The sequence below is a fragment of the Armatimonas sp. genome (assembly GCF_964826245.1).
On the sequence record NZ_CBAYMC010000135.1, the window covers coordinates 1 to 12,037 of the forward strand.

General features: G+C 59.7%; 12 protein-coding genes and 1 pseudogene. 6 read left to right on the forward strand and 7 right to left on the reverse strand.

The annotated features are described in order from the left end of the window. Positions 1–357: pseudogene (locus AC1XOS_RS13560) on the forward strand (hypothetical protein); the annotation flags it as partial. Here the strand turns inward: AC1XOS_RS13560 and AC1XOS_RS13565 are convergent. Next, the gene (locus AC1XOS_RS13565; protein ID WP_481962759.1) at positions 358–1,677 is read right to left on the reverse strand and encodes an ATP-binding protein; all 1,320 of its coding nucleotides are present in this window, start codon (positions 1,675–1,677) and stop codon (positions 358–360) included. It lies immediately after the preceding pseudogene. 174 nt (positions 1,678–1,851) lie between these two features. Between AC1XOS_RS13565 and AC1XOS_RS13570 the strand changes: the two genes are divergently transcribed. Both AC1XOS_RS13570 and AC1XOS_RS13575 read left to right on the forward strand, forming a co-directional pair. Next, positions 1,852–3,195, forward strand: coding sequence for a Gfo/Idh/MocA family protein (locus tag AC1XOS_RS13570; protein WP_481962760.1), 1,344 nt, complete (start codon positions 1,852–1,854; stop codon positions 3,193–3,195). A 146-nt stretch (positions 3,196–3,341) separates the two neighbouring features. Then, positions 3,342–4,259, forward strand: a complete 918-nt coding sequence (locus AC1XOS_RS13575; protein WP_481962761.1) for a sugar phosphate isomerase/epimerase family protein — start codon at positions 3,342–3,344, stop codon at positions 4,257–4,259. Here AC1XOS_RS13575 and AC1XOS_RS13580 read toward each other — a convergent pair. From AC1XOS_RS13580 to AC1XOS_RS13590, 3 genes are read right to left on the reverse strand one after another with little or no spacing between them, the layout of a single operon-like run. Continuing rightward, positions 4,256–4,945: a 3D domain-containing protein gene (locus AC1XOS_RS13580; RefSeq protein ID WP_481962762.1), complete on the reverse strand. Its 690-nt coding sequence runs from the start codon at positions 4,943–4,945 to the stop codon at positions 4,256–4,258. The two genes, AC1XOS_RS13575 and AC1XOS_RS13580, sit on opposite strands and share 4 nt — an antisense overlap. Next, on the reverse strand, positions 4,932–5,876 hold the full coding sequence (locus tag AC1XOS_RS13585; protein WP_481962763.1) for a carbohydrate kinase family protein: 945 nt from the start codon (positions 5,874–5,876) through the stop codon (positions 4,932–4,934). Before AC1XOS_RS13585 ends, AC1XOS_RS13580 begins: the two co-directional genes overlap by 14 nt. Beyond that, positions 5,873–7,912 carry a beta-L-arabinofuranosidase domain-containing protein gene (locus AC1XOS_RS13590; protein WP_481962764.1) on the reverse strand — a complete coding sequence of 680 codons (2,040 nt, stop codon included), beginning with the start codon at positions 7,910–7,912 and terminating at the stop codon, positions 5,873–5,875. Before AC1XOS_RS13590 ends, AC1XOS_RS13585 begins: the two co-directional genes overlap by 4 nt. Positions 7,913–7,963: 51 nt before the next feature. Here AC1XOS_RS13590 and pnuC point away from each other — a divergent pair, with 51 nt between their 5' ends. Genes pnuC through AC1XOS_RS13605 form a run of 3 tightly spaced genes read left to right on the forward strand, consistent with a single transcriptional unit; the run spans position 7,964 to position 9,950 of the window. Further along, entirely contained in the window at positions 7,964–8,530 is a 567-nt protein-coding gene (gene pnuC, locus AC1XOS_RS13595) for a nicotinamide riboside transporter PnuC (protein WP_481962765.1), read from the forward strand. After that, complete coding sequence (locus tag AC1XOS_RS13600; RefSeq protein WP_481962766.1) at positions 8,509–9,495, forward strand: AAA family ATPase; 987 nt, start codon at positions 8,509–8,511, stop codon at positions 9,493–9,495. The genes pnuC and AC1XOS_RS13600 overlap by 22 nt, the downstream gene beginning before the upstream one ends. Further along, complete coding sequence (locus AC1XOS_RS13605) at positions 9,492–9,950, forward strand: thioredoxin family protein (protein ID WP_481962767.1); 459 nt, start codon at positions 9,492–9,494, stop codon at positions 9,948–9,950. The genes AC1XOS_RS13600 and AC1XOS_RS13605 overlap by 4 nt, the downstream gene beginning before the upstream one ends. 33 nt (positions 9,951–9,983) lie before the next feature. Here the strand turns inward: AC1XOS_RS13605 and AC1XOS_RS13610 are convergent, their stop codons facing one another. The 3 genes from AC1XOS_RS13610 to AC1XOS_RS13620 all read right to left on the reverse strand — a co-directional run. Then, positions 9,984–11,645 carry a sodium:solute symporter family protein gene (locus tag AC1XOS_RS13610; protein WP_481962768.1) on the reverse strand — a complete coding sequence of 554 codons (1,662 nt, stop codon included), beginning with the start codon at positions 11,643–11,645 and terminating at the stop codon, positions 9,984–9,986. Then, positions 11,642–11,836 carry a DUF3311 domain-containing protein gene (locus AC1XOS_RS13615; protein WP_481962769.1) on the reverse strand — a complete coding sequence of 65 codons (195 nt, stop codon included), beginning with the start codon at positions 11,834–11,836 and terminating at the stop codon, positions 11,642–11,644. The genes AC1XOS_RS13610 and AC1XOS_RS13615 overlap by 4 nt, the downstream gene beginning before the upstream one ends. Positions 11,837–11,852: 16 nt before the next feature. After that, on the reverse strand, positions 11,853–12,037 hold a 185-nt coding region (locus AC1XOS_RS13620; protein WP_481962770.1), incomplete at its 5' end, for a hypothetical protein.

The window sequence follows — 12,037 nt, forward strand, 5'->3', positions numbered from 1 at the left end:
TTCGCCCCCGAGGGTTATCGCTTAGTGCGCTGCGCCGCCGGGACGGGCGTCGTGGACTTTCCTAGAATTCTGGAGATCGTGCGCAGCAACGGCTTTGCCGACTTGCTCCCTGGCATCGAGATCGCGGCGCAGGCCACGCGCACTATCCCACTTCTCGAATCTTCCTGGTGGGCCGAGTACCCCGAACGCGATGTCCGGACGCTCATCCCCGCGCTACAAATCCTCTGGGCAAAAGGCCGACCGCAAGACGAGCCGTACTCCAGTGCCTGGGAGCGTGGCGAAAACTCCGAAGCCGTCAGCGCCGAAGAGTGGCGCATCTTAGATGAGAGCGTGGCGTACTTCGCCACGCTCGCTTAGCTACGCCGGGGACTCGGGGGTAGGCGGAACGGGCGGGATGGTGATGATGAAGCTGGAGCCCTTGCCTAGCTCGCTCTCCACGCGGATACTGCCGCCGTGCTCGCGGGCGACGCGGGCGGAGACACTGGTTCCCAGCCCCGTGCCACCGACTTTGGTGGTCGCGACTTGGTTGGTAAAGAGCTTCTTGCGAATCTCCTCGGGGATGCCGCGCCCGGTGTCTACGACCTCAATGGTGAGGTTGCCGCCGGGCTCGGGAGGGCCGCTGGTGCGCACGGTCACCGAGCCACCGCTGGGCGTCTCGGGGAGGGCGTTGTTGACCAGGTTATAGAGACAGTCGTAGAACCGATCGTAGTCAAAGGGTGTGCGGGGGAGCGCTTTATCTAAGTCTGTCTTGAGGCTGATGCCTTTGTCTGTCGCCGTGCGCTTGAGGGTCTTGACCACATCATTGACCACGTCGTTGAGGGAGCCTTCCTCAAAAATAGGCGGCGGCAGGTTCCCCTTGACCATTCCAGCAATGTACTGGGTGCGGCGACGGACTCTCTGCGCGGCGGTGAGCAGGTCTTCGAGGAGCCAGGTGTAAAGACTCCCCACCCCACCAATAGCATCACTGACCTCGCGTCCCCAAGAGTGTTCTTCCGGGCAAGTGCTGGTCACTTTTTCGAGCTGACGGAACATGTCCTCTAGCATCGGGTTGAGTGTCATCACGCCCGTCTCGATAGGAGTCATCATGTTCTTGATGTCATGGGAGATCTCCCCGACACGGTTGCCAATCTCCGCATTGCGCTGGGCCTCTAAAAGCTGGGCGTGCTCGATCCCCGTGGCCGCCTGGGCGCAGAGCACTTCGAGAACCTCAAGGTCGTGCTGGGCAAAGGGGACAGTGGGGTTCATGACCTGCATCACCCCAATCGGGGAGCCACTGGTACGCTTCACAGGAACCGTCATCATGGACTGAGTCTGGTAGCCCGTCTGCTTGTCCACGGTGGCATTAAAGTCCTCGCGCTTGCTGACATCGCCAATCAGGACGGGAGTGCCCGTGCGAAAGACCGTCCCTGCCACCCCTTGAGACGCGGGAATGGACTTGCCCATAAGCTGATCGGCAATAGGGCCAATGACATAGCGAAAGACCAGCGTGTCGTGCTGAGGATCGTAGAGATAGACCGTGCCAGAGTCGGCCCGGAGCACTTCCAGCGCGATTTTCAGTGTCGCCTGCACCATAGCATCCACGCTCGGGTGATTAAAAAGCGCATCACTGGTGCGCCGGATCGCCTCGATCTGTCGCTCACGGTGATCTAGCTGTGCTTTAAGTTCCTCGGGTGTCAATGATCTCTTACGCTCTCTTCACAATATAATAGGCCTCACTATGTTAGCCCATAGAGCCAGAGGTGTCAATTGTCTAGAATGGCAGAGAGACAGGCACTGGCGACGAGTAGTGCGCATGTAAGCAGGAAAACACGCTCACTCTCCCGAAACTTACCTCACGGAGGATTCGAGAGAGTGAGTGATTCAACAACACCTGTGACGCGACGGAGCCTGATAAGCAGCGCTGCCGCGACCGGATTTTTTATGACCAGCCTGCCGGAGTGGGCTGAGGCACGCGAGCAGACAGTGACAGGGCCACGCAAGCCCATTGGGCCTAACGACAAGATCCGCATGGGGCTGATCGGTGCAGGGGGGAGCAAGGGTGGCTTCCGACAAGGCCTAGGCGACATGCGCGGGATTGCAGGCCGACCTGGTGTCGAAGTCGTGGCGGTCTGCGATGTGGATCTCACCCACCTAGAAGAGGCAGCCAATGTCTTTGGAGGGGCCGCGAAAGGCGTCTCCAAGTACGTGGACTTTCGCTATCTGCTAGACCGGCAGGACATAGACGCCGTTGTGATTGGCACGCCCGATCACTGGCACGCCATTATCGCCAGCATGGCCATGAAAGCGGGCAAGGATGTCTACTGCGAAAAGCCGATGACCCTGCGCCTAGGTGAGGGCAAGGAGCTCGTTCAGATCGCCCGCAAGATGGGGACGGTCTTCCAGACGGGCAGCCAGCAGCGCTCCGACGATCGCTTCCGCCTGGCCTGCGAGCTGGTGCAAAACGGACGACTGGGCAAGCTCAAGCGTGTCGTGGCGCACCTGCCCGCGGGCCGTGAGCAAGGCCCCTTTGAAAAACTCGATGTGCCCGAGGACCTGCTCTATGACATGTGGCAAGGCCCCGCTCCTGAGCGCCCCTATGTCAAAGACCGTGTCCACGGAAACTTCCGCTACTGGTTCGAGTACAGCGGCGGCATGATGACCGACTGGGGCGCACACCACTTAGACATCTCGCAGTGGGGCCTAGGCCGTGATGGCGATGGGCCGGTAAAGGTCAGCGCGAAGGCGAAAGTACCCAAAGAGGATCCGACCAACTGCTCCTATACCACAGCCGTGGACTACGAAGTGACCTACACCTACGCCGATGGTGTGGAGCTGATTGCCAGCAGCCAGGGCGAGAACGGGGTGCACTTCTACGGCGAGAACGGGAGCTGGATCTTTGTGAGTCGGGGCAAGATCGCCGCCAGCGACGAGAAACTGCTCACCGACCCGCTGCCCGCCAACGCCAAAAAGCTCTATGTCTCCAAGAGTCACCACGGTAACTTTGTGGACTGTATTCGCACCCGCCAGCGCCCGATCTGTGATGTGGAGATTGGGCATAGAAGTGTGAGCGTCTGTCACCTAGGCAATGTCTGTATCCGTCTGGGCGGCGGTGAGCTTCTCTGGAACCCCAAGAAAGAGGAGTTTGTCGGTGGCGAGAAAAAAGCCGAGGCCAACGCCCTGCGCACCTACCGCTACCGAGGCGGCTGGACTCTGTAACCCCCCCGATTAGAACGGGGTGGCTGGAGAGCCTCGTTCCTCGGCTAGGAAGGCTGTTCCGGCCATACGGAACTCTTATGGCCGGAACGGCCTTCCTAGCTTTAGCTCTATAGCTACCCCCCTCTGACGGGGGTAGGGAGAAAACGATGTCAAGCCTTCTCGAAGAGAAACCAGCACTCACGGAAGGGGCGCTTGCGCCCTTTCCGGAGCTTTTAGAGTCGCCGTCGTATCCGTTTCGGTTTTGCTTTAACACCAGCACGGTTCGCAAGCACGCGCTGCCGCTGCCCGAGCTCTGTCGCCTCGCTGCGGCAGCGGGCTACGATGCCATTGAGCCGTGGATGAGCGAGCTGGAGCGCTTTGTGGCTGAGGGGGGCAATCTCTCAGAGCTACGCAGTGAGCTACTCGATATTGGCCTGACGGTCGAGTCGGCCATTGGGTTCTTCGACTGGATCAACGACGACAACGAAAAACGAGATGCGGGCCTGGCGCAGGCACGTCACGACATGACACTCTTGGAGAGACTTGGTGGAAGGCGGATAGCGGCTCCTCCGTTTGGGGTGCACATGCCTGGCAGTGAGAAAATCGAGCTGCTCGCCGCCGCAGAGCGCTACCGGACTTTGTGTGAGCTAGGCGACGAGACCGGTGTTGTCCCGATGGTCGAGGTCTGGGGCTTCTCCGCAAACCTCAACCGATTAGGCGAAGCCGCCCTGATCGCCATCGAGTCTGGCCACCCCAATGCCGCGATTCTTTGCGATGTGTATCACCTATATAAAGGTGGCTCACCGGTTGACGGCCTGACGCTACTCTCGGGCAACCGCTTGCCCGTCTTTCATGTCAACGACTACCCCGAGCTCTCCCCCGAAGTCATCACCGATGCGGACCGAGTCTACCCCGGCGATGGCGTCGCGCCCCTGCGCAGAATACTTCGCAACCTAGACTACAGCGGCTTTCGCGGCTATCTCTCCCTAGAGCTCTTCAACGAGTCCTACTACCAGAACGACCCGCTGATTGTCGCCAAGACGGGCCTCGAAAAGCTCAAGCGCGTCGTGGAAGACGCACTCTAGCCTAAAATCAGCACTTTGCGTTTACTTCGCCCGACGAGAGCCGCGGCTTCGTCGGTGTCGTGGCCTAGGTCAATGCGCATTCCTTTGATCGCACCTCCCACATCCAGTGCGATACAGAACCCGTAGTCCTCCACCCAGAGGCGCGAGCGCAGGGGAATCACGCGCGGATCCACGGCCACCGTGCCATAGCCAACTGTTGTCTGCAGCTTGGTCTGATCGCCCCACGCGCCGTTCTCGCCGGGACCGTAGCCCGTGGCGGTGAGCGTGAGGAGGCGCTTTCCCTCAACCCGCGTTCCATCCTCCAGCGTGACCGATGCGGCAAAAGCCGTGTTCTCCGTCACCGTGGCTTCGTTGCTCTGTGGTGCCGCAGGAGTACGCTCCCAGCGCGTCGCCCGCAGTGCCTTCCCACGGCCCAGATCAACTCCCGTCACGCTTAGCGTATCCCCTTCGTCGAGAACGGGCGGATCGCTTAAGTCCTCTAGCTGAATGCGCTTGGCACGGGGCGGGTTCAGCGCCAGAGTTGCTCCATCCGAGAGCGTCACGAGCGTCACCCGCAGGATCATGTCACTGCACTCGCTGTAGGAGTAGAGCACAGTTCCGGTAAGCTGAAGAGATTTCTCCCGAGCAAACCCCGTCAAGGGAAGTAGGGAAGCGGCAGAGGCCAGCAGTAAGTCACGCCGAGTCATCGCTTCCCATTTTATCGTATCCTAGCCTCTCCAAGCGTGGGATTCCGGTGGTTGCTCCCAGCACTTGGACACACGCAGCCCCGACTTTGTTGGCGAGCGTGGCGGCTTCTATCGGAGCCATGCCACGTGAGAGCCCCGCCAGAAACCCACCGCACCAGGAATCGCCCGCACCAAGCGTGTCCACCACGGTGACATTGGGAATGCCGGGAACCCGCACCGGCTCTTTTCCAGACTCCGCGACCCAGCAACCCTCACTCCCCACTTTGATGACCATATTCAGCGCGGGATTGACAGCGCGGCAGGCGGCAATCTGCTCAGGCACCATGGCTTTTCCGCAAAGCTGGTGGATCTCATCAAGAGAGGGCACGAACCAGTCGAGATACGAAAGCGCAGGAGCCAGCCCGGCCCAGCCTGCGGAGCGCGGGTTCATCACGGTGTCGAGCATGGTCACCATGCCGCGTTTCTTCGCCTCCATAAGCACCTGCGCGATGCCTTCGCCTTCTAGTCTTGGGAGAAGCTGCAAGCCCGCGACATGAAAGAAGCGCGTGCCCGAGAGTGCGTCCCAGTCCACATCCTCTGCGCTTAGCGTGGCATTGGCTCCCGGCGCATGGAGAAATGAGCGCTCGCCGTCGGTGTGTACGGTGACAAGCGATGTGGAAGTGGGCGCATGGGGATCACGGGCGACGGCGCGAGTGTCTACCCCCAGCTTCGTCAGTGCCGTTGTCATAAAGTCCCCAAAGCTATCGTCGCCCACTTTCCCCACGAGCTGCACCGGAAGCCCCAGCTTTGCCAGAGCGCCTGCCGAGTTGGCAGCGTTCCCCCCGATATGGAGCTCTAGCCGCTCAATGAGCTCCAGAGTTCCCCGCTGAGGCAGCACATCCACCGGCTTTGCGACCACATCGGCCACCAGCACCCCAAAACAGACAATCATCCGACACTCAGCTCTCCGCAGGAGCTAAATGCCTGCTGGGGATTGTCGCCGCACGCCGGCTTGCCAACCACACGCAGGCCGACAAATGTCACGGGAGCTGGGAGAGACAGCACAAATGCCTGGCCATCGCGCAGTCCTTGAGGATTTGTGGCTGTGGTTGCTGGGTAGCCTGCCAGCTCCCCGAGCGTCTCCCACGGGCCGTCTTTGGTGCGCTGCACCTCGATCCAGGGTTTCTTCTCCGAGGCATCAAACCAGCCACCATCATGGAAGCTGCGCCCGTGGCAGTAGGTAATCTTGGTCGCGGTTTTGGGCTTGGCATAGCTCAGGCTAAACCAGTCGAGGGGCTGCTTGGAGCCATCGAAAGTGACCACGATGCTCCTCGGGTCGCCATCGCAGATCGAGCCATCGGCATTGCCCAGGCGGCTTCGATCCTCCTCGGTCTCGCTCTTAGGCCCGCCCGTCCAGATCTGATACTTCTCGCCTTTTGCGCCCGCCTCGGCAAAGAGCACATCCTGGCCGTTCTGCGATGCCAACACAAACGGCCCAAGCGTCTTTGCCGTGCGGCTCGCATTGGTAAATGTGCCCTCAATGATTTTCTCGGAGAAAGTCATCTCCACCGTGAGCGTGTCGCCTTTTTTCCAGAGGCGCTGACCTGTCGCAAGGGCAGTGAAGTCTTTCTGGTAGACCTTTCCCAGGCTTGGCTTGAACGTCCCCCAGCTCGGAAGGCGAAAGCTGATGTTAAAAGCCACCGGGCGCTCCGGCTCGACCGTCAGGACGATCTTGCCAGGCCGAGGAAACGGGCTTTTTTGTGTGATGCGCACCGTGACGCCATCTATCTGAGTGCTGATCTCCAGGCTGTCGACGCTGACAATCACCAGATCGCTGCGAACCATTCCGCGAAAACAGACACTCTGGGGGGCGAGGGCCATGCCGCGTGGGCCGGAGCTGACGCAGCAGTTGATGCCGGGGCCGTAGGGCTTGGTGCCCTCTAGCGCGGTGTAGTAGCACCACTGGGCACCGTCGGGGCGCTGGGCGGCGGCAAGGTGGTTGTACTGCGAGCGCTCGATCTCAGCGGCGTACTTACCATGGCCCGTGAGGCGCAGAAGCTGCCAGTTGAGCTGGAGCCAGGTCACCGTGACGCACGTCTCCCCGATATTATTTCGTGGCGCATTGGGTAGCGCGTGGTCGTCGTGGAAGTGCTCGCCGTAGCTCATCGAGCCCGTGAGATAGAGCTGGTTGGCGACAATATCGCTCCAGGCTTTCTCGGCAGGCACGAGATACCGCTTCTCCCCTGTCTCGCGGTAGAGCTCGCACAGCCCCACCAAGTTCGAGAGCATCTCGTAGGCTTTCCCATTGGCGGTTTTATTGACTTTCCCCGTCGTGGTGAGTGTCGAGAGAACTTTCGGGCCGCGCGGCTCCTCCCAGGCAACGTCCACGATGTAGCGACAGAAGTCTAAGTATTTTTTGTTCTTGCTGGCGCGGGCGAGGAGCACCATTGGCTCTAAAATACTGGTTGCCGCCATCCCGACATGGGTTCCTGCGCTGATAATGCTCTTCTGGCCTGACCCGGTGCCAAATGTCGCGCAGAGCAAGTCCCCCATGCGCTGGCAACAGTGCAGTGCAGCCTCGTCCTTGGTGTACTCCCACCAGGTTAGCAAGCCTAAAAGACAGTACTTATGGCTCCAGACATCCCAGTCCGCGCCTTTATAGAGCCCGAAGCGCTGGCCTTTCACGTAGGTTCCTAAATAACCGTCGGCTTCTTGACAGGCGATTAGCTCTCTGACGGCCCCAGCAAGTTTCTCTTTGAGCTTTATGTCGCCCGTGTTCTGCCAGGCCAGAGTCGCGGCGTGGAGCCACTTGCCGATGTGTTCCCCGATCCAAGGGTGGCTTCCGGGGCGCTGCTTGTAGCCCGCCAGCAGCGGCACTAAGTCCACGCTGAGGAGCCGCGTCGCTTCATTCACTGCCACACGCTTGCCCAGCCAGCCCGTCAGCTTTACCTGCGAAGGAGCCAAGGGCTCAAAGACATCTTTGACCATGATGGCTCAGTATACTCCAGCAAGGCAGAGTTGGAGTAGAATAGAGGCAACATGAGTCTCCTTGAGTTCGCTGGCTCCGTCTTTGGATTGCTCGCTGTCTTTTTGACCGTACGGCAGAATATCTGGTGCTGGCCGACCGGGGTGATCTCGGTCGTGCTCTACGCCATTATCTTCTACGATGCCAAGCTCTACTCCGATGCGATCTTGCAGGTGATCTATTTCTTTCTTCAGTTCTATGGTTGGTACCACTGGCTCCACGGGGGAAGAGAGAAGACGTCCGTGCCAGTTACCCGCCTGCGTCCCAGGGCACTTCAGGGCTGGCTTGTGGTGGGCGTGGTTGGCAGCGGACTCTGGGGCTTTGGAATGGCGCGTTTCACGGATGCTGCCTTGCCCTACCCCGATGCAGTGGTGGTGGTACTGAGCCTCGTGGCCCAGTGGCTTCTCACGCGCAAGAATCTGGAGTCGTGGCACTTCTGGATCGTCGTGGACATGATCGCCATTGGGGTGTACTTTGCCAAGCAGCTCTATATCACTGCCGGGCTCTATGGCGTGTTTCTTATCCTTGCCTTTCTAGGGCTACAGGCCTGGAAAAAAGAATGCCAACCACCGTCGGCCTAACTCTGGGCAAGTTTGCACCACTCCACAAGGGGCATGAGTATCTTATCCAGACAGCACTCTCCCAGGTAGAGGAGCTGATCTGCCTGATCTATGATAGCCCTGAGGTCACTCCGATTCCGCTCCCGACGCGCTCTCAGTGGCTTCGTACCCTCTTTCCGACGGTCAACGTGATCGAGCTCTATGGAGCGCCGCAGGAAGTGGGCGATACCCCGGAGATCAAGAAGCGCCACGAAGACTTTATCCTCAAGACCCTGGCAGGCCGGAAGATCACCCACTTTTTCTCCAGTGAGTTCTATGGAGAGCACATGAGCCGGGCACTGGGCGCTCAAGACTGCCGCGTTGACTCCTCACGCGCCACCGTGCCCATCTCGGGAACCGCCGTCCGCGCCAACCCCTACACACACCGCGACAAGCTCAGTCCCGTGGTCTACCGCGACCTGATCGCCAATATCGTCTTTCTGGGAGCCCCCGCCACGGGCAAGACGACGCTAGCTGAGGCACTTGCCCAAAAGCACCACACCCTCTGGATGCCCGAGTATGGCCGTGAGTACTGGGAAGCCCACCAGAGCGAGCGCCGCTTGACTCTTTCACAGCTTGTGGAGATCGCGGAGGGGCACTTGGAGCGGGAGGAGCAGAAGCTTCTGGAGGCGGATCGCTTTCTTTTCACCGATACCAACGCCCTGACGACCTACCAGTTCTCGCTCTACTACCACAACGCCGTGCACCCGCGCCTCGCCGCACTCGCCGAGGCATGCCTCCCACGCTACCGCCACGTCTTTGTCTGCGACACGGATATCGCCTACGATGACACCTGGGATCGCTCGGGTGATGCCAACCGGCATGCGTTCCAGGAGCAAATCCTCGCCGACCTTCAGGCCCGAAAGATTCCCTACACCACTGTCCAAGGCTCACTGGAGAGACGCATCGCGCAGGTGGAGCAGACACTTGGTAAAATAGCCCTATGAAAGAACTACTTCTTCTTGGGCTTCTTCTGGCACAGACGCAGCCTCCTAAAGCCACGCCGCCTGCTCTCTACGACGAAAAAGCCAGCGGGGCGCAGCAGATCGAAAAGGCGCTCATTGAGGCCAAAAAGACAAAGAAAAATATCTTGCTTCAGTTTGGCGCGAACTGGTGCCACTGGTGTCATAAGCTCCACAAGCTCTGCGGTGAAGACAAGGCCATCGCGGCGGAGCTAAAGAAAAACTTCGTGGTGGTCTTGATTGATGTGGACAAGAAGCACAACGAGGACATTAACCAGCGCTACGGCAACCCCACCCAGAAGGGCCTCCCCGTAATCGTCGTTTTAGATCGCGATGGCAAGCAGCTCACGACGCAAGACACGGGCAAGCTCGAAGAAGGCGATCATCATGATCCCGCCAAAGTGCTCGCATTTCTCAAGCAGTGGGCTCCGAAGAAGTAAAAAAGGCGGCCACTTGGCCGCCTTTTTCTTGGGCTACTTCCCAGGGAAGTACTTCTCGATGGTCTCTTTGCTAGGAGGCTTGGTTCCCAGCGAGACAAAGAGCATTAATAGAGCGCTTCCGACGACCATCGGGAAGACGGGTAGGAAGCCGTTGACCGTCACGTTGACGGGGCCACGCAGGAAGATCGGATTTCCCTCAATGACTTCAAAAGGCGGCGGGGGCTTGCGCGGCCCCGCAGGCTTGCCGCCCGGCGCTCCCGGGCCACCCACTGGTGCTCCCCCGCCGGGCGGGGGCTGGGGGGGGGCTTGCGGCGCAACTTTAGGGGCAGGCTTGAAGACTTGCTTGGCCTTAGCATCAGACATTGAGGTGAGCTGCCAGTTGGCGAGCAGACAAGCCACGACCCAGACGCCCGAGGCCAGTGCCCCCCACTTGGTGCTACGCTTCCAGAAAAGCGCAGCGAGCATGATCGGGGCGAGCGCGGCAAAGCCGGAGAAGGCAAAGCGAATCGCCAGCTCGAAGATGCCCGCCTGGTCTTTGAGCGCCAGCGCGATCACGTAGCTCACCACACAGATCAGGACGATAAACCCGCGCCCTGCAGCGACTTCTCCCTTTTGCCCGAACTTCTTGCGCCCGCCGTAGTAGGCAAAAAGGTCCTCGGTGAACATGGTCGAGAGCGCCAGAATCTGCGAGTCGGAGGCCATGACGCAGGCCATGATCCCCGCGCCAAAGATCCCGGAGAGCACCGTTCCCGCGTTGTCGGCGAGCAGGCGGATGATCACATCGTTGGTCTCGCCCGCCGAGAGCCCAGGGTACTTTGCTGCGGCGACCACGCCCAGAAACACCGACGGCAGCCAGATCGCGGCAATGCAGAGGGGATACAGAACGACGGTCTTTTTAAAGTGTGCCACTTTCTCCGCCGTCATACACATGATCGCGATATGCGGGAACATGATCGACGAGAGTGGGATGAACATGTAGGAGAAGAACTCCTCGGCAGGAATCTTCTCGCGTGAGAGCAGGGTCGCGGTAGCGGGCTTGCTGGCGAGCTGGGCCATGATCTGGTCGAAGCCTCCCAGCTTGCTGCCTAAGACGGTGAAGGCAAAGACCCCAAAGGCAAGAAAGAGCGTCGTCTGAAACGCATTGACCCAGGCGGTTCCGCGCATGCCTCCGAAGAAGACATAGCTCATCACCACCAGCGCCACGATCGCGCCGCCCACGGAGTAGGGAATCCGGTTACCACTGATCGTCTCTAGTGTCTCGCCGCCGCCCATCACCCCGATAATGATGTAGGGAATCAGCATCAGCGCGGTGAGGATAAAGAGAAACGTCCCGATGCCACTCATCTCCCAGCGGTCGCGTAGAAACTGCACCTGGGTCATGTGGCCATGCTGCTTGCCAAGGCCCCAGAGCCGTGTGCCGATAAAAAAGAGGGTGAGAGGAATCACAATCGCCGACGAGCTCGCCATCAGGCCAAAGACACCGATCCCGCGCTGGTAGGCGAAGCCCGAGCTGCCTAAGATCGCAACGGCGGTCATGTTGGTGCCAAAGAGCGAGAGCAAGAACACCGCCGGGCCAAGCTTGCGGCTTGCAAGGAAGAAGTCTTCTCCGTTGGCTGCCGCTTTGTTCTTAAAAGCGAAGATACCGATATAGAGTACAGCTACCAGATAGGCAAAAACAATCCATTCAGGTCTCATGCGTCGAGCTCCTTAGGCCAGAGAAACTTCACCAAGACTGCCATCGTACCGGCGGCCAGGAAAGCATAGCCTGCATGATACGCAAGGCCGAGGGGCAGGAACCCAAAGACCAGCGACTTATTGGTCCAGTTCCAGATGTCGTGGTGGAGAATCAAAACCACCACCACGAGTGCTGCCAGCGCATACTTCATCGTTATCAGTCCTTCGTTACGGAGTTCCGTGTGCCTCACAGCTTGCGAGCTTCTCATGTTCCGCGCGGAGCTGCTTGGCACGAGCTTCCATGCGGGCAAGAGCGGTGGCATTGGGCTTGGGCGCAGCTTGGGCGGCTTTTGCCCCAGTCGCAATGGCATAGAGATGCGTGGGGGTTCCCACATAGAGTGTCCCATTGGCGA